Genomic DNA, 19,179 nt, shown 5'->3' on the forward strand with positions numbered 1-19,179 from the left:
TTATATGCGCCAGATAATACGACATTTTACTGATGACGACTTGTATAAGTTCACAATGTGTTGCGCGGTAATTGAAAACTTCCCACGCACACAGGTACGTTACAAATTTAATGACCGGGACAATACCGTTTATCCTGATGGCTTTGCCGATGAGCTCCTTCGTCAGATACAAATGCTTGAAGACGTGATAATCACCGAAGAGGAAATTGCGTTTTTGCAAGAAAAATGCAGCTATATCCCCGCTTGGTTTTGCAGCTATCTCAAAGGATTTCGGTATGACAGCAAATGGGTAAGGATAAATCAAGATGAAAACGGACATCTTGACATAGAGTTCGAAGGCTGTTGGAGCAACACAATACTTCTCGAAGTGAAAGTCCTCGCAATCATCTCGGAACTGTATTATATAATGACGGGAGAAGCAGAGAAACTCGATTATGAAGGATACTACCGAAAATCGCATGACAAAGCACGGAGACTGATTGAGGCCGGTTGCACGTTCAGTGATTTCGGCACCCGCCGCCGAGCATCATTTCAGGCTCAGGACACGGTGGTCAAGGCAATGAAAAATTGTCAGGACACAATGTCTGGCCCCGGAAGATTCATAGGCACCAGCAATGTGTATTTCGCCATGAAATATGATCTCGTGCCAATAGGGACGATGGCCCATGAACTTATATGTGCCATTGCCGGAATGTATGGTCCGCAGATGGCAAATTATCTTGCCATGAAAACATGGGCATCTACATATCGGGGTGCGTTGGGCACATTCCTTTACGACACCTATGGCTGGCGGATTTTCAGCCTTAATTTCTCTGAGGATTATGCCAATATGTTCAAGGGGCTGAGAGTGGACAGCGGCGATAACTGCCATGAACTCGATCTCATTGTCGAAAAATACAGGAGTCTTAACATTGATCCACGCACCAAGCAGATTGTGTTCAGTAACGGCTTGAATGTTGATAAAGCAATCGAGATACAGAGATATGCCGAAGACAAGTGCATACCATCATTTGGCATTGGCACTCATTTTACCAATGATTTCGAGGATGTCAGACCACGTAACATAGTCATCAAACTTGTCGCGGTGAAGATTACCGAATCATGGACATTCTATTGCAGCACATGTAAGTTAAGCGAAGACAAAGGCAAATATTCCGGCGATGAAGCAACAGTGTGCCGATTTCTTGAAGCACTTCATTTGACAGATGGCGAGTTATGACTTTTCGGACCAATCGTTCGGATGTAATGAACTATAAGAGGGTGTTTCATAACAAGAGTTAAAATCTGAGTGGTGTATCTTTTGGATAAATTGTTGCAAGGGAGGAAGAAGTATAGCGAGCTATGCGACTGACGAGCTTCAACAATTTAGCAAAAGAGACACCAAGGCTCAGGTAACTCAAAATTTTTCACAAATGGAATACTCCTATTTAACGTGAGTTCGGTATAGGCACTTGATAAGAACCGTACAGCTGAAGTGTTATGAAGGGCTTGTATAAAAAACGGAATCTTTCGTCCGGACATGATTATAGGTTGCCGGCAGTAAGACGGGACACCGCGACCTTGTCGATGCGAACACGGTCCATGTCCGCGACTTCAATTTTGAAAGAATGCCATTTTATTGTGTCGCCCTCAGTGGGTACTTTGCGCAGAGTCTCCATTATCAGACCTCCGATTGTCGTATATCCTGCCGGTTTGTACAGCTCCTCACAGTCAAAATATGCAAGAAAATCATATATGGGGCACTGCCCGTCAACAAGCCATTCGTCCACATCCGGACGCTTCACAATCATAGGCCCTTCTCCGGACTGGGCGATATTGCCAACAAGACCGTCGAGTATGTCGCGGAGTGTTATAATGCCTTGGAAGCTACCGAACTCATCGTAAACAAGAGCAAAGTGGTTGTCGGTGGTTTTGAACGTTTCGAGCGCGTCATATACCGTCATGGACTCAGGAAGACACATAGGAGGTATAATCGCTTTTTCGATATTGAAGTCGGGCTTGCCGAGCGACAGCACGAGACTTTTAAGAGATATAACACCACAGATGTCTTCTTTATCTCTGTCGAAAACGGGATATGAGGAATGAAGGTCATCGCATAATACCTTCCGGATGCTCTCTTCATCCATATCAATAGTCAGAGTCGCCACTTCTTTACGACTGGTCATAATCGCGCCGATACGGCTGTCACCCATAACTAATGCTCGCTCCATGATGTCCTGTTCAACCTCACGCACTTCTCCGGAATCTATGCCTTCCTGAATCAAAGATTTGATTTCTTCCTCAGTTACTTTTGATGTATTGTTTCCAAGTTTGAAAATCTTGACAATGGCCGATGTTGACGCAGACAGCAGCCATACAATGGGATATGTTATTAGAGAAAGCAGTCTCATTGGACCCGCCGCCAGTTTGGCAATCCCGTCAGCATGTCCCATGCCGATTCGTTTCGGCACAAGTTCACCAACAACTATCGACAGATAAGTTACTATCGCGACAATGACAAATTTCGCAATATTCATCGCCATTTTTGGGGCGAGACCTATTGATGTCAAATAATTGCCTGCTTCCGTTGCTATTGTAGCACCTGAAAACAAACCGGTAAGAATCCCGATAAGTGTTATTCCGATCTGTACGGTCGATAAGAACCGATCTGGCTCACTCTGGAGTTTCAAGGCATTGGCGGCACTACGATTGCCGTCTTTGGCTTCTGCCGACAGCTTGGATTTTCGTGCTGATATAAGGGCGACCTCCGACATTGAGAATACACCGTTGAGAAGTATTAAAGCGATTATTATAATCAGGTCATCCATATAAAAAAAGTGCAAATTATCTTTAGAGATTGTCTAAGAGGGTATTTCATAACAAGAGTTAAAATCCGAGCGAAGGATTTCCGTAAGGATTTTTGCTTGTGATGAGGGAGCGTAGCCGTAGCTACGTGACCGAAGAATAAGTAAAAAGACACCGACAAGGCCTTCAAAAGCAAAGTGATATAAATTTTAGACAATCTCTTAGAGTTTTTCGCGTTCGAGGCCGTGGCGGGTTTCGTCGGTGGCGGGGACAAGGGGGAGGCGGAGGACTTCTTTGTAACGCGGGAAGAGGATGTGGAGCAGGCATTTGATGCCGGCGGGGTTGCCGTCTTTGAATAGGAGGGAGTAGAGGGCTGAGAATTGCTGGTGGAGTTTGGCGGCGTGATCGGGGGTTTCGTCGGTCATGCTCGCGTGGATCATTTCGTTGAAGCGTTCGGGGTAGGCGTTGCCGAGCACGGAGATTACGCCGTCGCCGCCGATTCGGATCATGCTGTGGGCGAGGGAGTCGTCGCCTGAGATTACGAGAAAGCCTTCCGGGCGGCGGGTGATTACGTTCTGCGCCTGCTCCATGTTGCCGCTTGCTTCTTTGATGCCTATGATTTTGCCCTGGAATTCGCGGGCGAGGCGGATGATGGTGTCAACGTTCATGTTGACTCCTGTGCGGCCGGGTATGTTGTAGAGGATTACGGGGATGGGCGATGCCTTGGCTATTTCGGCGAAATGGCGGTACATGCCTTCCTGGGTCGGTTTGTTGTAGTAGGGGACCACTGAGAGGATTGCGTCGAATTCGTCGAGGCGCTCTGTGGTCAGGAGTTCGTTGACTACGGAGCGGGTTGAGTTTCCGCCGATTCCGAGCACTACGGGGCAACGGTGGTTGATGTGGTCGAGTATGTGGAGCGCGAGGCGGTGTTTCTCGTCGGGGGTGAGTGTCGGTGTTTCTGCTGTTGTGCCGAGGGCTACAATGTAGTCGGCTTTGCCGTCGACCAGATAATCAAGGTGGGCGTCAAGTGTCTGAAAGTCGATATCTCCGTTTTCGAGAAATGGCGTGGTGAGTGCAACTCCCATGCCGCGCAAGTGCTCAGATGACATAAAGAAATTGTAAGATGGATTTGCGTTAGAGCCGTCGATTTGATGTGTTTTGTGTCAAATAAACATCAAAGTCTCCGGTTTGGTTGCAAAATTACAAAATATTTGCAAATTAGCCAAGAAAGAGGAGACGATGAGGATCTGAAGTGCCGGTAGCTCCGGATGGTCTGAAACTTCCGGTGTGGCTTGAGGTGGCTAGGGTGTTCTGGTCAAGGGTGGGTGGCCTGAGGGTTCTTTTGGGACCTGGGTTATTTGCGGGCTCGTTTGGTTCTGCGTTTGCGTGATGCTGTGGTTTTGGCTTTGCGCTTTTTGGCGGGGGCGTATTTCTGAGATTTTCCGTAGGTGCGTTTGTCGAAGGCGAATATGTCTTTGTGGGGCACCTGGTTTTCAAAGTCGATGATTGCTGCTGGGTTGATGGGGATTCCGAGGTAGCGGCATTCGAAGTGGAGGTGTGGTCCGGTGCTACGGCCTGTGTTGCCTCCGAGAGCTATGGGGTCGCCGGCTTTGACGTATTGGTTGGGTTTCACGAGGAAGCGGCTGAGGTGTCCGTAGACTGTTTCGAGGCCGTTTTCGTGGCGCATCACTACGTAGTAGCCGTAGCCGCGTCCTTCATATTTCGTGAGTCGGATTTTTCCGGAGAATGCTGCGCGGACGGTGTCGCCAACCTGGAGCTTGAGGTCAGTTCCGTAGTGCATGCGTCCGAAGCGAGAGCGGTAGCCGTAGTTTGATGTGATGTGGCCGGGACAAGGTGACACGAATTCCGAGACGTCGATGTCATGATGGTCAGGGATTGTGACTGCTGTTCCGTAGGGGTTGACGCTTTCGCTGTTCCAGAAAGAGTTGAAGATTTCGTTGTCAATGGCGGCTTCGCGAGCTTTGATCTGGTTTAGGAGAAGGTCGTTGTTTTCGATCTTGAAGGGGTTGACTGATGGCCGCTGGTTGGCTATCAGTGAGTTGTGCTGGTTGGTGTGTGATTTGGGGAGTTTTAGCTGTGCCTGTGCGGTGAATGCTGCCGCTGAAGCGAGGAGTGAGATGAGGAGTGTATTGAATTTTAGTAATTTCATTGGAGTATTCAAAATTTTTTCCGGCAAGAAGATGGAGAGTTGATGGTTATGCTTTTTTATCCTGGCTGTCGGTTCCCTGCGGGGGACTGGCCGGGATGCCGAGCTCGTCGGTTGAATTGATGAATGGGGTGGCTGCTGCAGTGCGCGGGAAGAGTTCTTCGGGGCGGAAGAAGCGTCGGATCTCGGTTTCGGCATCTTCGGGTGAGGAGGATGCGTGGATGATGTTTTCCTGATTCGACATTGCGAAGTCGCCGCGGATTGTTCCGGGAAGAGCTTCGCGTCCATTAGTGGCGCCTGTGAGCGATCGGACCACAGAGATGGCTTGGATTCCCTGGAGGACCATGACGATGACGGGCGATGCGGTCATCGAATGTAGTATCAAAGGGAAGAATGGTTTGCTGACGAGGTGAGAGTAGTGCTGGTGCAGAAGCTCTTCGGAGAGTTGCATCATTTTCATGCCGGTAATGGTGAGGCCCTTCTGCTCGAAGCGGGAGAGAACTTTGCCGACAAGAGCGCGCTCGATTGCTGATGGCTTGAATATGATTAGAGTCTGTTCCATTTAGAGTGACGATTAACAGATGTTTACGGTTTTCGTAAGCACTTTCCAAATTTAGTCATTTTGAGGCGATTGAAAAAATTCGGGCGGGATAAAAAGTGTGAATTTTGGGAAACAGAGTTTAATTTCGGTTTGTATCGAATTGTTTGTCAGGCGTTTGGATGTCAATGTGAAAATACTATAAAATATGTCGGGCGGTTTCGGCTTTTGATTTTGCGTGTGAATTTATGTAAAATATTGTAATTTGAGAAGGTCTTGTTTTAACATTTGCCGCCAGAAGCAAAGAAAAACGGCCTGATTCAAGGGGTGGTGATGAATCTGACCGTGGGTTTCTTTGGTGGGCGCTGAGGGATTCGAACCCCCGACCCTCTGCTTGTAAGGCAGACGCTCTGAACCAGCTGAGCTAAGCGCCCGGATTTTGATTGCGCCGCTTGCGCTATCCGGTTTTGCTTTAGATGCGAGAAAGTTTCTGAGTTGGTGGGCGCTGAGGGATTCGAACCCCCGACCCTCTGCTTGTAAGGCAGACGCTCTGAACCAGCTGAGCTAAGCGCCCTTTCTCGCTTAAAGCGTTGCAAAGGTAGAGAGGATTTTTGAATTGACCAAATGTTTTTGAAAGTTTTTTCGATTTTTTTGAAAAATAGGGCTTAAAAGGGAGAAATCGTAGAATTATTGGTCGGAATAGCGGGCGAGTGGATGATAATGGTTGGCCCTGACAGTTAAAAATGATATGAAAGGGGTAGTGAAAAAAGATTGCATGGGTGTGGATTTTTTTGAAGGAAAGGTTGGAGGGATCAAAGTTTATTTTCTAAATTTGCAAAAATTCTTAATTGCAGAGCTTTTTTTAAACGGAAATCTACAAGTGTAATTTGGAATTTAACCAATCTCTAAAATATCTAACGGCCTGACATCATGCAGCAGGAACAGAAAGAGCCGGCCGGCGGCGAGCAGCTTACTTCCGGACCGGCTTCTGAGAGAAATATTGTCGACAGTGTGGTCATCATTCCCACCTATAATGAAAAGGAGAATGTGGCTGCGATTATCGAGGCTGTCTTCGGGCTGCCCCGCGAGTTTGATGTGCTGATAATTGATGACAATTCTCCTGACGGCACAGCCGCGATAGTGAAAGATCTCCAGAAGAAGTATGCCGGACGCCTGCATCTGGTGGAGCGCGCCGGCAAGCAGGGGCTTGGCACGGCTTATATAGCCGGATTCAAGTGGGCTCTGGCGCGGGACTATGAGTTCGTGTTTGAAATGGACGCCGACTTCTCGCACAATCCCGCCGATCTGCTGAAGCTCTATGACGCCTGCGCCAATGACGGCGCTGATTTGGCCATCGGGTCGAGATATGTGACGGGTGTCAATGTGGTCAACTGGCCTATGGGCAGGGTTCTGATGTCGTACTACGCCTCGCGCTATGTGAGGGTTGTGACCGGGATGCCGATCAACGATGCTACGGCCGGATTTGTCTGCTACCGCCGCCGGGTGCTTGAGACCTTGCCTCTGGATGGTATCCGTTTCAAGGGCTATGCATTTCAGATCGAGATGAAATTCCTGGCCTATAAGTATGGATTCAGGATCAAGGAAGTGCCCATCATCTTTGTGAACCGTGTGCTCGGAACTTCGAAAATGAGCTCCGGTATCTTCAGCGAGGGATTTTTCGGGGTGATGAGGCTGAAATGGTCGAGTCTGTTTACGAAATATGAACGCAAGACAGTGTAAGCCTCCTCTATCTGATAAATTTTAAACTCAAGCGTTGCAGATGGCTACCACCTTATTATATAATGCAGAGATTGCCAACGAAGGCCGCCGGTTCAGAGGCTATGTGCTTGTTGACGGGCAGAAGATAGGCCGAGTGGGCGAAGGCACGGCCGACGGCGCCGAATGTATGCGCCTGAAGCAGACAGCCGACAGGGCTGTTGACTGCGGAGGGCGACTGCTGATACCCGGAGTGATTGACACGCATGTGCATTTCCGCGATCCGGGTCTGACGGAAAAGGGCGACATGGCCACGGAAAGCCGTGCGGCGGTGGCCGGAGGTGTCACCTCGGTTGTCGATATGCCAAATACGAAGCCTGCCACTGTGACTTGCGCGGCGCTTGGGGACAAGATCAGGCGCGCAGCTGAAGTCTCGGCTGCAAACTTCGGCTTTTTTATCGGCGCCACAAATGACAATGCCGATGAGCTGCTGAAGGCCGACTACAGCCGGACGGCCGGCATAAAACTGTTTCTCGGATCGTCGACGGGCAACATGCTTGTTGACGACAACAATACACTTGAAGAACTTTTCGCCTCCGCTCCGGCGCTGATAGCCGTGCATGCGGAAGACGAGGCGACGATCCGTGCGGCCCGCGAAAGGCTGCTGGAGGAATGCGGCGGCTCGATTCCGGTTGAAAGACATCCGGATGTCAGGCCCCGCGAGGCTTGCGTGAAAGCCACACGCAAGGCTATAGAACTTGCCCGGAAAACGGGTGCGCGTGTGCACATCTGCCACTTGTCCACTGCCGAGGAGCTGCAGCTTGTCAGCGAAGCCAAGGCCGAGGGAGTGAAGGTGACGGCTGAGACCTGCCCGCAATATCTACTTTTTGACCGGAATGATTTTCAGAGAGCCGGCGCGCGCATCAAGTGCAATCCGGCTATCAAGGAACCGTCTGACCGCATAGCGCTGCTGCGCGCTCTCCAGCCCGGAGGCTGCATCGACACTATTGCCACTGACCATGCTCCGCATCTGCCCGCGCAGAAAGAGGGCGATGCGCTGACTGCCGCGTCGGGTATGCCTATGGTGCAGTTTTCGCTGCGCGCCATGCTTGAGCTTGTGGCGTCAGATCCGCAACTCGAAGGCTGCGGACCTGAGCGGGTGGTGGAACTGATGTGTCACCGTCCGGCCGATCTGTTCGGCATCAAAGGGCGCGGTTATATCCGCGAAGGTTACTGGGCCGATCTGGTGCTGGTGGATCCTCTCGGATGCCGGACTGCGGTGAGCGATTCGGAGGTGATCAGCCGCTGCGGCTGGACTCCGCTCGCCGGAATGACTCTGCCGGCGCGGATCGAGATGACAATGGTCAACGGAACGGTGGTCTACGAGGCCGGTTCCGATCCGCAGAGCGGCGCGGCTATGGCGCTCGAATTCGGCACGACCGGCGAAAAGCCCTGAAACAGGAACTTATAATCAACCATGATAACCACATTCATCTAATCAAACCAATCTAATTATGTTAGACAAGACCAATGTCAAGACCCTTGACAAGGTTGTGGTCCGTTTTTCCGGTGACTCCGGTGACGGCATGCAGCTTGCAGGCAACATTTTCACAAATGTTTCCGCAGGGTTAGGAAACAAAGTGTCAACTTTCCCCGACTATCCTGCCGAGGTTCGAGCTCCGCAGGGATCGCTCAGCGGAGTGTCGGGCTTTCAGGTAAGTGTAGGTGTCGACGTGCACACTCCGGGTGACCTCTGCGACGTGCTCATCGCCATGAACCCCGCGGCTCTCAAGCAGAACATCAAGTTTCTCAAGGCTGGCGGTGTGGTGATTGTCGACATCGACTCATTCAAGGAATCAGATCTCAAAAAGGCGCTTTTCGAGACTCTCGATCCGTTCAAGGAACTCGACATCAAGGCCCAGGTGGTGGAAGTGCCCGTCACTTCGATGACCAAAGCCGCGCTGGCCGAGTCGGGACTGGACAACAAGAGCATCCTCAAGTGCCGCAACATATTCGCCCTCGGTCTTGTCTGCTGGCTTTTCGACCGTCCGCTTGAAGGGGCTCTCCGTATGCTCAAGGGCAAATTCGCCAAGAAGCCCGCTATCTATGAAGCCAATGCCAAGGTTATCGAGGCCGGCTACAATTACGGAAACAACATCCACGCCAGTGTCAGCACCTACCGCATCGAGACCGAAGAGGCTGTGCCCGGCGTCTATACGGACATCAACGGCAACACCGCCACTGCATGGGGCTTCATCGCAGCCTCTGAAAAGAGCGGGCGTCCGCTCTTCCTCGGCAGCTATCCCATCACTCCCGCCACCGACATACTCCAGGAACTTGCAAAGCGCAAGGATCTCGGAGTGAAGGCTCTGCAGATGGAAGACGAGATTGCCGGAGTCTGCTCGGCCATAGGCGCATCATTCGCAGGCCATCTTGCGGTCACTTCGACCTCAGGCCCCGGTCTTGCTCTCAAGAGCGAAGGCATCGGTCTGGCTGTGATAGCCGAACTTCCGCTGGTGATTGTCGACGTGCAGCGTGGCGGTCCCTCCACCGGTCTGCCTACCAAGACTGAACAGACTGACCTCATGCAGGCGCTCTACGGCCGCAACGGCGAGTCGCCTCTGGCAGTAGTGGCCGCATCGACTCCGACCGACTGCTTTACTATGGCGTTCGAGGCCGCGAGAATAGCAATGGAACACATGACACCGGTGATTCTCCTGACCGATGCTTTCATCGGCAATGGTTCGAGCGCATGGCGTGTGCCCGAAGCGTCAGATCTGCCCGAAATCCATCCTCCGCTGCTGGCTCCAAATGCCATCGACGAAGCCTGGCAGCCTTACACCCGCAAGGACGAGGATCTGGTCCGCTACTGGGCTATCCCCGGAACCGAAGGAGCCGCACACCGTGTGGGCGGTCTTGAAAAAGACTATAACACCGGCGCTATCTCGACCGATCCGGTCAACCATGAGAAAATGGTGCAGACCCGCCGCGAGAAGATAGAACGCATAGCCAACCACATCCCTGCGCTCGAAGTGCTCGATCCGAAGGGTGCTGACACAATTCTTGTGGGCTGGGGCGGTACCTACGGCCATCTGCGCACTGCCGCCGGCGAACTCTGTGCCGAAGGCCGTCCTGTGGCATTCGCTCACTTCAACTACATCAATCCGCTGCCCGCCAACACAGCCGAAGTGCTGCGCGGCTACAAGCGGGTGATCGTGGCCGAGCTCAACACCGGCATGTTTGCCGACTATCTCCAGGCCAAGTTCCCTGATCTGCACATAGAGCGCATCAACAAGATTCAGGGACAGCCATTCCTCGTAAGCGAAGTTGTCAACGGTGTCAAAAAAATCATGGAGGACAAATAATCATGGAACAGACTCAATATACCCCCGCCAATTATAAGAGCAATCAATCAGTGCGCTGGTGTCCCGGCTGCGGTGACCACGCGATCCTGAACACACTCCACAAGGCTATGGCAACCGTGGGTGTGCCTCCCCACAAGACGGCAGTCATCTCAGGTATCGGCTGCAGCTCGCGTCTGCCTTACTATATGAACACCTACGGTTTTCATACCATACACGGACGTGCGGCCGCTATCGCTACCGGCTTCAAGGTGGCCCGCCCCGACATGAGTGTCTGGCAGATTTCAGGCGACGGTGACGGTCTCGCCATCGGCGGCAACCACTTCATCCATGCAGTGCGCCGCAATGTGGACATCAACATGATTCTGTTCAATAACAAGATCTACGGTCTGACCAAAGGGCAGTATTCGCCCACGAGCGACCGCGGCTTCGTGTCGAAATCGTCGCCCTACGGCACAACCGAAGATCCATTCATCCCGGCGGAACTTGTGTTCGGCGCCCGCGGCAATTTCTTTGCCCGCAGCATAGACGTAGAGCTTCAGATCTCGCAGGAGGTGCTTGTGGCCGCCGCTCTCCACAAGGGAGTGTCAGTTGTAGAGGTGCTTCAGAACTGTGTGATCTTCAACAACGGTATCCACAATTTCATCACCGACCGCGAACACCGTGCTGAACGCACCATCCATCTGGTGCACGGCGAAAAGATGCTTTTCGGTAAGGATAAGGAGATGGGCCTCGTGCGCGACGGCTTCCTGCTGAAAGCAGTGAAGGTGGGCGAAGACGGCTATACGATGGATGATGTGCTGGTTCATGACGCGCACACGCAGTCGAACTTCCTGCACCAGCAGCTCGCCATGATGGACGGCCACGATCTGCCGCTGGCATTGGGTGTGATCCGCGATGTTGACTCTCCGGTCTATAATGAAGAGATCGACGCTCAGATCGAAGAGGTGCGCGGCCGCAAGAACTTCTCGTCGTTGCGTGACATGGTTCTCGCCGGTGAGACCTGGACTGTGGAATAAGCAGATTCTCAATAAGAGATTGTTTTTGAGCAAGCTCTAAAATTCATGGCCGGATATGGTTTTCCGGCCTGACGTGAAAGGCAATGACCGCTGGCAGAAGGATTTCTGCCAGCGGTCTGTTATATCTGTCGGTCTGGAGGAGTGGCTATTACGGATTTCGGGGCTGTGTTAACATATATTTGCTGATAATCGGTATTTTTGTGCACATTTTAATTAAAATTAAGTGTTATACGTTCTATTTTGCATATTTTAAAATTAATAAGGTAATTTTTAAATAATAATAATTTCACAATCCGAAAAAACTCAGTACTTTTGAAAGCTCAAATGTAAAGTTGGAAACTCTCTTTGCGACGAGCTAAAGACCAGATATCAAAAATTAACCTTAATAAACTACTATTCAGTTAGTAACGAACAATCATGACTAAATCTACTGTAAAACCCGCCAATGGTAAACTTGGCGTACTCGTAGTAGGACTTGGCGCCGTGACTTCCACGTTTATGACCGGCGTCCTCATGGCCCGCAAAGGTCTCGCAAAACCTGTTGGCTCAATGACCCAATATGACAAGATCCGTGTTGGCAAGGGAGCTGATAAAAAATATCTCCACTACAAGGACATCGTTCCGATGGCCGACCTGAACGACATTGTGTTCGGCGCATGGGACGTTTATCCTGCAAATGCTTATCAGAGCGCAGTCTATGCTGAAGTGCTTCAGCCCAAGGATATCGAGCCTGTGAAGGACGAACTCGAAAAGATCGTTCCGATGAAGGCCGCTTTCGACCACAACTATGCAAAGCGTCTCGACGGTGACAACGTGATGGCCGGCAAGACCCGCTGGGAAATGGTAGAGCAGCTCCGCGAAGATATCCGCAACTTCAAGAAAGAAAAAGGTGTTGACCGCGTTGTTGTGCTCTGGGCAGCTTCAACTGAAGTATATGTTCCGGTTGACGAAAAGATCCACGGAACTCTCGAAGCTCTCGAAGCAGCAATGAAGGCTGACGACAAGGAACACATCGCACCCTCAATGTGCTATGCCTACGCAGCCCTCTGCGAGGGCGCTCCCTTCATCATGGGCGCTCCCAACACAACCGTTGACATCCCCGCAATGTGGGAACTCAGCGAAAAGACCGGCATGCCTATCTCAGGCAAGGACTTCAAGACCGGCCAGACTCTCGTGAAGTCAGGCTTCGCCCCCATCATCGGCACCCGCTGTCTGGGTCTCAACGGCTGGTTCTCGACCAACATCCTCGGTAACCGCGACGGTCTCGTGCTCGACGAACCCGCAAACTTCCGTACCAAGGAGGTTTCCAAGCTTTCTACCCTTGAGTCAATCCTCGTTCCCGAAGATCAGCCCGATCTCTACAACGCAAACTGCGGCGGTGCTGAGGAAGGCGGCCACCAGGGCTACTACCACAAGGTGCGCATCAACTACTATCCCCCGCGCAACGACAGCAAGGAAGGCTGGGACAACATCGACATTTTCGGCTGGATGGGCTATCCGATGCAGATCAAGATCAACTTCCTCTGCCGCGACTCTATCCTTGCCGCTCCTCTTTGCCTTGACCTCGTGCTTCTGAGCGACCTCGCAGCACGTGCAGGCCGTCACGGCATCCAGCGCTTCCTGAGCTTCTTCCTCAAGAGCCCGATGCATGACTACACCAAGGGTGAAGTGCCCGTCAACCACCTCTTCCAGCAGTACACCATGCTGAAGAACGCTATCCGCGAAATGGGTGGCTACGAGGCTGACGAAGAAATCGACTAAGCCTATTCATCACATCTTGATTATATTGACAGTTCCGGAAGAGCAATCTTCCGGGACTGTCTGTTTTTTCAGGGGTGGCCGAGAGGGGGAGGGGTGAAGCGGTTTTTAGATGGAGGCGTATTCGGCGGTGGCGTCGAAGCAGGGGCAGGCTTTGGCGGCAAAATCGCGGTGGGAATGTATGCGGGCCTTGGGATAGGCGAGGCGGAGATCGCTCAGGAGCTTCAGGAGGGCGGTTTTCTGGGCTTCTGTGCGGGTGTCGGCGGGTTGACGGGTGCTGTCGGCTGTGAGGCCTCCTGCGTAGGCTATGCCGATGCTGTGGGAGTTGTGGCCGAGGCAGTGCGCGCCTGTCTCGCTCAGGGGGCGTCCGGTGTGGATTGTGCCGTCAAGGTCGATGAGATAGTGGTAGCCGATGGTGCGGAAGCCTCTCTGGCGGTGCCAGAGGTCGATTTCGGCCACGCTGACGTGGCGGCCGGCGGGTGTGGCGGTGCAGTGGATGATGATTTCGGTGATGGTGCGCATGGGAGTGGGAGAATTGGAGGTTGTTGTTGAAAATGGAGTGTTATGTGTGCGGGCGGGAGGGGTTGTGCTTGCAAAGTTAATGCCGGGAATGCCCGGTTTTAGTGCGATGATGCGGAGATACTGCGGAGATACCGGAAATTTTTAGTATTTTTGGCCTCGCACTTTTGCGTTTTTAAGTTTTAGTATTCTGATGTGTAGTTGCTTCCTCTCATCTTGTCAGAATCAACATCTTGAAGAACCTAATGTGACATCTTGCGCATGAGACTTTATAAGAATATTCTGCTCGCTATCTGGAGCTTGATCTACGTTGTGACGGTCGTGTTTTTTGTCAGAGGATCTTTGACATCGGTGCCATTCGGATGTCTGACAATCGGCTTTTTGTGCTATCTGATTGCTTTCTTTCATAACCTTTCAAAGGAGGTGAAAAGATAAGTGGTTGTTGCAGCAAGTTTTGCAATATCCTATAAACGCGAGTTCGGGATAAGGAACGCCATAAAAAGTTGAATCGGCTGCGCCTATTTTGACACAGCCTCCTATGAGTAAATCGGTGTCCTGGCGGACACCCGCTGAGCGAGGTTCATCCGGAATCTGTCTTGCGGGGCATCTGCCGGGTGCAGATCGTCCGAAGCGCGCTTTGTCTGCCATCTACGAGCCGTCCGGGGCGGTAAATCGGTGTCCTCGACCGGACACCACATTTGTTTGAATGTTTTTACCCCCGACACCTACGCGCTGAGCGCTGCGGTGTCGGGGGCTATGAGTAAACCGGTGTCCTGGCGGACACCCGCTGAGGGATGATAAACAGACAGAGGCTGCTTTCGGTTTTGGAGCCGATAGGCAGCCTCTGCATTTGTGCGGGCGGTGGGAGAGGGTGTTCTGTTATGAACTGCTCTCTAATTTTTCTCTACAAGGATTCCGATCTGTTCGACTCCGCGGAGGGTGTCGACGCGCATTATGTGGCGCAGGGCCACGGGGCGCGTGAGGTCGATGCGGGTGTCGGGGTTGACAATGAGTTCGTGCTGGTAGCCGGCACCGAAACCGCTTCCGAGCCAACGGCCGTAGAGGTCGGCGAGGGGCATGTTGATGGTGTCACGCAGCAGATAAGGACCGTCACCGTGGTAGGTCAGTTCAAGCCAGATGTTGGAGTAGGGATAGGCGTTGCTGTGACGCAGAGCCACGTGGAGTGTGCTGCCGTTGAGTATCGAGTCGTTGTCGGTGAGCGTTGTGTCGACCGGCAGGAGGCTGATGGTGTCGTTGTAGGCCCATCCGTCAGCCGGAAGCTGCTGCCAGCTGCTGTAATCGCGCTTCCCGCGGCCACAGGCTGCGAGAAGCGCGAGAATTGAGATTGCTGCTATAATAATATAGGTGGTTGATCGCATCTGGATAATCTCTTCTGGAGGCGTTGTCAAAACGATCGCTTATTCCTGGTTGTCGCGGAAGGCTTTCGGGATGCGGTTGGGGCGTTCGGCGGGAGCGTCGGGCTTTTCAGTCTGAGGGGCATTCTGCTGACGTGGCTGCTGGGCTTTTGGCTCGCGGCGGTTGTCTTTGTTGCGCTGGCGCTGGTTTTTCTGCTGGCCGGGCTGCTGGGTGGCGGCGTTGGCTTCAGGGTTGTCGTTGCGTCTGCGCTGCTGTTTCTGGGGCTGTTCTCCGGCGTTTTTGGGCGCTTTTGGTGCATCCTGTTTCTCGGCCTGAGGTTTCTGCTGCTGGCCTTCCTGTTTCTGTCCGTTGCCGCCTCCGCTTTTCTTTTTGCGCTTTTTCTTTTTGGCTTTGTCGAAGCGGGTGAGGTCGTCCTGCGAGGCGAGGTCGATTGGCTTGGCCTTGGCCGAGCTCTTTTCGGCATCGTCGGCCTGAAGCTGGAGCGGTTTTTCGCCACGGCGGTTCATGTCGATGACCTCGAAGGCGCGGGCTGCGGAGATGGTGACGAGATTGGCTGCTATCTGCTTGTCGGTCGAGTAGGTTATCTCCTTCTTGAAGATGTCGGTCTTGAAGTGGAAATAGGTGTTGTCAGCCGTTTCGAGGCGAATCTCGCGGCCGGGGAGATGGCGGGCGCTCTCAACGTAGGTGTCAACCTCGAAGTTGAGGCAGCATTTGAGCTTGGCGCACTGTCCGGCGAGTTTCTGGGGGTTGAGCGAGATGTCTTGATAGCGGGCGGCGCTGGTGCCTACAGAAACAAAGTTGGTCATCCAGCTCGCGCAGCACAGCGGGCGTCCGCAGGAGCCGATGCCGCCTATGCGTCCGGCTTCCTGGCGGGCTCCGATCTGCTTCATCTCGATGCGCACCTTGAAGGTGTCGGCAAGGACCTTGATGAGCTGGCGGAAGTCCACTCGCTCGTCGGCTATGTAGTAGAAGATGGCCTTGTTGCTGTCGCCCTGATATTCGACGTCGCCGATCTTCATGTTGAGGTTGAGCGATTCGGCTATCTTGCGTGCGCGGATCATGGTGTCGTTCTCGCGGGCCTTTGCCTCTTCGTATTTCTCAAGGTCGGCGGGTTTGGCTTTGCGGAACACGCGCTTGATCTCGGCGTCGGGCTTTACGTTGGCGCGGCGCATCTGCAGGGCCACGAGCTTGCCGGTCAGGGTGACCACACCGATGTCATGGCCGGGAGCCGATTCGACGGCTACGGTGTCGCCTATGGCCAGGTCGATGTTGGCCGAGTTGCGGTAGAAACCCTTGCGGGTGTTCTTGAACTGTACTTCGACTATGTCAAAGTCTGTCACGCCGCCGGGAATATCCTCCATCCAGTTGAAGCAATGGAGTTTTCCGCGGGGGCATTTTCTGTCTTTTTCTTCCATGACGCAGACCCTCCCTTACTTGGCGAAGCTTACGGAGCGGGTCTCGCGGATTACGGTGATTTTGACCTGTCCGGGATATGTCATTTCGTCCTGGATGCGGCGGGCGATTTCCGATGAGAGCTTTTCGGTCTCGACGTCGTCGATCTTGTCGGCTCCGACAATCACGCGCAGTTCGCGGCCGGCCTGGATGGCGTAGGTCTTGATCACGCCGGGATAGCTGAGGGCGAGCTGTTCGAGGTCGTTGAGACGCTTGATATAGGCTTCGACAATCTCGCGGCGGGCGCCGGGACGTGCGCCTGAGATGGCGTCGCAGACCTGGACGATGGGGGCCAGGAGCGAGGTCTGTTCGATTTCGTCGTGGTGGGCGCCGATGGCGTTGCAGATCTCAGGTTTTTCCTTGTATTTTTCGGCGAGTTTCATGCCGAGGAGTGCGTGGGGCAGTTCGGGCTCTTCGTCGGGCACCTTGCCTATGTCGTGGAGCAGGCCTGCGCGACGGGCTTTCTTGGGGTTGAGTCCGAGCTCGGCGGCCATGATGGCGCAGAGGTTTGCGGTCTCGCGCGAGTGCTGCAGGAGGTTCTGTCCGTAGCTTGAGCGGTATTTCATTTTTCCGACCATGCGGATGAGGTCGGGGTGGAGGCCGTGGATGCCGAGGTCAATGGCTGTGCGCTTGCCGGTTTCGATGATCTCTTCCTCGATCTGTTTGCGCACTTTGGCTACAACTTCCTCGATGCGGGCGGGGTGGATGCGGCCGTCGGCCACGAGCTGATGGAGGGCGAGGCGTGCTATCTCGCGTCGCACGGGGTCGAAGCCTGAGAGCACTATGGCTTCAGGGGTGTCATCGACGATGATTTCGATCCCTGTCGCGGCTTCGAGGGCGCGGATGTTGCGGCCTTCGCGGCCTATGATGCGGCCTTTGATCTCGTCGCTGTCGATGTGGAAGACTGTCACGGAGTTTTCAATGGCGGTCTCTGTGGCGAGGCGCTGGATTGACTGGACCACGATGCGTTTGGCTTCCTTGTTGGCGGTCATCTTGGCTTCGTCCATGATGTCGTTGATATAGGCGCTTGCGGCGGTCTTGGCTTCGTCTTTGAGCGATTCGATTAGCTTTTCCTTGGCTTCTTCGCTTGAGAGTCCTGAGATGTGTTCGAGGGTGTCCTGGGCGGTGCGGCGCAGGCGGTCGAGTTCTTCCTTGCGCTGGTCGACCACGGCGAGCTGGGCTTCGAGGTTCTGGCGGGTCTGTTCGTTTTCGTTTCTGGCGCGGGCGTTTTCGCTCTGCTGCTGGTTGAGCTGAGTCTGGCGCTGTTTGAGTTTCGACTCTTCGCTCTGGATGCGCTGCAGGCGCTGGTTGGCTTGCTTTTCGGCTTCGGTCTTGATGCGGAGTTCCTGTTCGCGGGCTTCGAGAAGTTTGTCTTTCATGATCACTTCTGCCTCGCGGTTGGCATCGTCGATTATCGTTTTGGCGCGCGAGCGGGCGGTTGATCGCTGGACGGCTACCATGATCACTATTCCGATGGCGGCCCCTATGAGGGCGGCGCAGATGTAGAATAATATATCCATAAATTTAAGGACTACAAAAAGGTATGAAAAATATATGTATATAAAAAATGCACGTGTCAAACATCCGGACCTCTCAGGCGCCGCGGCATCCCGCGGGAGAGGCGCTCGTCAGATGTGTTGAGCGTGCGTGAATTCGGTTTTTCGGGTCTGACCGTCCGGTAGTCTCAGCCGGCACTCCTGTCGGGCATGGGGACGAGGTCAGGGAGAAGAGGTTGTCAGCATGTCAGTCTGCGCAGTCATGGAGATTGTGGATTATGCGGTCGAGGCTTCTCTCCAGGCTCTCCAGAGTCTTGTCGGCTCTGACTGACGCTTCCTCGGCGCTGAAATAAAGCTGGGCGAACCTGAAGGTCACCATTGCCAGTATCTCGGCTGAGGATTTATCTTTGAATTCCGCCATCGCTGACCATTTTCGCCAGAGTTCGTTGATGTTGGCCTCGGCTCTTCTGACCACCTCTTCCTGTGAGGCGGGGATTCGCAGCGCCATTCGTGGCTGGTCGGCTATGCGGATTGATATATTGAGTATCTTTTCGTTCATCAAATGCTTAACTGGTTGATGCATTTGTCGATTTCGCGCACTAATTCGGAAAGCACCGCGCGCGTGGCTTCAACGTCTTTGTGGTCTGGGGTGAGCACTGAGGCCACTTTGAGGTATTCAATCTGCCTGTTGAGGTCGCCGATGGTGCGTTCGAGGCGCTCCACAGTGCCGGTGAGCTCTCTCACTCGGTTTTCGGCTTCCTGTCTGGCCTGCGATATCAGCCTGTAGCGCTCAAGGATGAGCGCGGCCTTTGATTCGATTTTATCGACCCGATGCTGAAGGTTGGCGGCCATGCTTGTCTGAATTATATCACAAATGTAAGCATTAATTCCCGAACGGCGGGAAGTTTTGACACGGAAATTAAATCTATGAAACATTATTTAACCAAAGCGCCGCCTCCGGGGTGAGCGGAGGCGGCGCTGATGGATGTCA

At 53.1% G+C, this 19,179-nt stretch carries 16 protein-coding genes and 2 tRNA genes; 6 read left to right on the forward strand and 12 right to left on the reverse strand.

Features of this window, described 5'->3' with window-relative positions; genetic code table 11:
- Positions 1-4 precede the first annotated feature (4 nt).
- Positions 5-1,219 (forward strand): nicotinate phosphoribosyltransferase, encoded by a 1,215-nt coding sequence (gene pncB, locus C5O23_RS08165; RefSeq protein ID WP_107032459.1) that lies wholly within the window; start codon positions 5-7, stop codon positions 1,217-1,219.
- Positions 1,220-1,523: 304 nt separating this feature from the next.
- Here the strand turns inward: pncB and C5O23_RS08170 are convergent, their stop codons facing one another.
- The 6 genes from C5O23_RS08170 to C5O23_RS08195 form a co-directional block, all read right to left on the reverse strand.
- On the reverse strand, positions 1,524-2,807 hold the full coding sequence (locus C5O23_RS08170; protein WP_107032460.1) for a hemolysin family protein: 1,284 nt from the start codon (positions 2,805-2,807) through the stop codon (positions 1,524-1,526).
- Positions 2,808-3,005: 198 nt separating this feature from the next.
- Positions 3,006-3,893: a 4-hydroxy-tetrahydrodipicolinate synthase gene (gene dapA / locus C5O23_RS08175; RefSeq protein ID WP_240597745.1), complete on the reverse strand. Its 888-nt coding sequence runs from the start codon at positions 3,891-3,893 to the stop codon at positions 3,006-3,008.
- A gap of 245 nt (positions 3,894-4,138) precedes the next feature.
- Positions 4,139-4,954 carry a M23 family metallopeptidase gene (locus C5O23_RS08180; protein WP_107032461.1) on the reverse strand — a complete coding sequence of 272 codons (816 nt, stop codon included), beginning with the start codon at positions 4,952-4,954 and terminating at the stop codon, positions 4,139-4,141.
- A 46-nt stretch (positions 4,955-5,000) separates the two neighbouring features.
- Positions 5,001-5,513, reverse strand: a complete 513-nt coding sequence (gene ndk, locus C5O23_RS08185; RefSeq protein WP_107032462.1) for a nucleoside-diphosphate kinase — start codon at positions 5,511-5,513, stop codon at positions 5,001-5,003.
- Between the two features lie 332 nt (positions 5,514-5,845).
- Positions 5,846-5,923: transfer RNA gene (locus C5O23_RS08190), tRNA-Val, on the reverse strand.
- Between the two features lie 62 nt (positions 5,924-5,985).
- Positions 5,986-6,063: transfer RNA gene (locus C5O23_RS08195), tRNA-Val, on the reverse strand.
- Between the two features lie 425 nt (positions 6,064-6,488).
- On the opposite strand from C5O23_RS08195, the gene C5O23_RS08200 reads away from it, so the two are divergent.
- The 5 genes from C5O23_RS08200 (at position 6,489) to C5O23_RS08220 (ending at position 13,347) form a co-directional block, all read left to right on the forward strand.
- Positions 6,489-7,229: a polyprenol monophosphomannose synthase gene (locus C5O23_RS08200; protein ID WP_240597748.1), complete on the forward strand. Its 741-nt coding sequence runs from the start codon at positions 6,489-6,491 to the stop codon at positions 7,227-7,229.
- Positions 7,230-7,269: 40 nt separating this feature from the next.
- Positions 7,270-8,661, forward strand: a complete 1,392-nt coding sequence (locus C5O23_RS08205) for a dihydroorotase (RefSeq protein WP_107032464.1) — start codon at positions 7,270-7,272, stop codon at positions 8,659-8,661.
- 58 nt (positions 8,662-8,719) lie between these two features.
- Positions 8,720-10,570, forward strand: coding sequence for a 2-oxoacid:acceptor oxidoreductase subunit alpha (locus C5O23_RS08210; protein ID WP_107032465.1), 1,851 nt, complete (start codon positions 8,720-8,722; stop codon positions 10,568-10,570).
- 2 nt (positions 10,571-10,572) lie between these two features.
- On the forward strand, positions 10,573-11,586 hold the full coding sequence (locus C5O23_RS08215; protein WP_107032466.1) for a 2-oxoacid:ferredoxin oxidoreductase subunit beta: 1,014 nt from the start codon (positions 10,573-10,575) through the stop codon (positions 11,584-11,586).
- Positions 11,587-12,003: 417 nt separating this feature from the next.
- Positions 12,004-13,347: an inositol-3-phosphate synthase gene (locus C5O23_RS08220; protein ID WP_107032467.1), complete on the forward strand. Its 1,344-nt coding sequence runs from the start codon at positions 12,004-12,006 to the stop codon at positions 13,345-13,347.
- Between the two features lie 105 nt (positions 13,348-13,452).
- Here the strand turns inward: C5O23_RS08220 and C5O23_RS08225 are convergent, their stop codons facing one another.
- The 6 genes from C5O23_RS08225 to C5O23_RS08255 form a co-directional block, all read right to left on the reverse strand.
- Entirely contained in the window at positions 13,453-13,866 is a 414-nt protein-coding gene (locus tag C5O23_RS08225) for an N-acetylmuramoyl-L-alanine amidase (protein WP_107032468.1), read from the reverse strand.
- A gap of 890 nt (positions 13,867-14,756) precedes the next feature.
- Positions 14,757-15,242, reverse strand: coding sequence for a gliding motility lipoprotein GldH (locus C5O23_RS08235; RefSeq protein ID WP_107032470.1), 486 nt, complete (start codon positions 15,240-15,242; stop codon positions 14,757-14,759).
- Between the two features lie 39 nt (positions 15,243-15,281).
- Entirely contained in the window at positions 15,282-16,655 is a 1,374-nt protein-coding gene (locus C5O23_RS08240; RefSeq protein WP_107032471.1) for a regulatory iron-sulfur-containing complex subunit RicT, read from the reverse strand.
- Between the two features lie 15 nt (positions 16,656-16,670).
- Complete coding sequence (gene rny, locus C5O23_RS08245; protein WP_107032472.1) at positions 16,671-18,212, reverse strand: ribonuclease Y; 1,542 nt, start codon at positions 18,210-18,212, stop codon at positions 16,671-16,673.
- A gap of 223 nt (positions 18,213-18,435) precedes the next feature.
- A complete protein-coding gene (locus tag C5O23_RS08250) occupies positions 18,436-18,747 on the reverse strand; it encodes a cell division protein ZapA (RefSeq protein ID WP_161553574.1) in 312 nt (103 codons plus the stop codon).
- Positions 18,747-19,040: a DUF3450 domain-containing protein gene (locus C5O23_RS08255; protein ID WP_107032474.1), complete on the reverse strand. Its 294-nt coding sequence runs from the start codon at positions 19,038-19,040 to the stop codon at positions 18,747-18,749. Before C5O23_RS08255 ends, C5O23_RS08250 begins: the two co-directional genes overlap by 1 nt.
- Positions 19,041-19,179 lie beyond the last annotated feature (139 nt).

Source organism: Duncaniella muris, assembly GCF_003024805.1.
In the GTDB taxonomy this organism is placed as follows: Bacteria; Bacteroidota; Bacteroidia; order Bacteroidales; family Muribaculaceae; genus Duncaniella; species Duncaniella muris.

Excerpts from the sequence above, each read along its gene's own strand:
- C5O23_RS08180 (WP_107032461.1), bottom strand. The coding sequence starts at position 4,954 with ATGAAATTACTAAAATTCAATACACTCCTCATCTCACTCCTCGCTTCA.
- ndk (WP_107032462.1), bottom strand. The coding sequence starts at position 5,513 with ATGGAACAGACTCTAATCATATTCAAGCCATCAGCAATCGAGCGCGCT.
- C5O23_RS08250 (WP_161553574.1), bottom strand. The coding sequence starts at position 18,747 with ATGAACGAAAAGATACTCAATATATCAATCCGCATAGCCGACCAGCCA.
- C5O23_RS08240 (WP_107032471.1), bottom strand. The coding sequence starts at position 16,655 with ATGGAAGAAAAAGACAGAAAATGCCCCCGCGGAAAACTCCATTGCTTC.
- C5O23_RS08170 (WP_107032460.1), bottom strand. The coding sequence starts at position 2,807 with ATGGATGACCTGATTATAATAATCGCTTTAATACTTCTCAACGGTGTA.
- C5O23_RS08220 (WP_107032467.1), top strand. The coding sequence starts at position 12,004 with ATGACTAAATCTACTGTAAAACCCGCCAATGGTAAACTTGGCGTACTC.
- C5O23_RS08225 (WP_107032468.1), bottom strand. The coding sequence starts at position 13,866 with ATGCGCACCATCACCGAAATCATCATCCACTGCACCGCCACACCCGCC.
- C5O23_RS08215 (WP_107032466.1), top strand. The coding sequence starts at position 10,573 with ATGGAACAGACTCAATATACCCCCGCCAATTATAAGAGCAATCAATCA.
- pncB (WP_107032459.1), top strand. The coding sequence starts at position 5 with ATGCGCCAGATAATACGACATTTTACTGATGACGACTTGTATAAGTTC.
- C5O23_RS08235 (WP_107032470.1), bottom strand. The coding sequence starts at position 15,242 with ATGCGATCAACCACCTATATTATTATAGCAGCAATCTCAATTCTCGCG.
- C5O23_RS08255 (WP_107032474.1), bottom strand. The coding sequence starts at position 19,040 with ATGGCCGCCAACCTTCAGCATCGGGTCGATAAAATCGAATCAAAGGCC.
- dapA (WP_240597745.1), bottom strand. The coding sequence starts at position 3,893 with ATGTCATCTGAGCACTTGCGCGGCATGGGAGTTGCACTCACCACGCCA.
- C5O23_RS08205 (WP_107032464.1), top strand. The coding sequence starts at position 7,270 with ATGGCTACCACCTTATTATATAATGCAGAGATTGCCAACGAAGGCCGC.
- rny (WP_107032472.1), bottom strand. The coding sequence starts at position 18,212 with ATGGATATATTATTCTACATCTGCGCCGCCCTCATAGGGGCCGCCATC.
- C5O23_RS08210 (WP_107032465.1), top strand. The coding sequence starts at position 8,720 with ATGTTAGACAAGACCAATGTCAAGACCCTTGACAAGGTTGTGGTCCGT.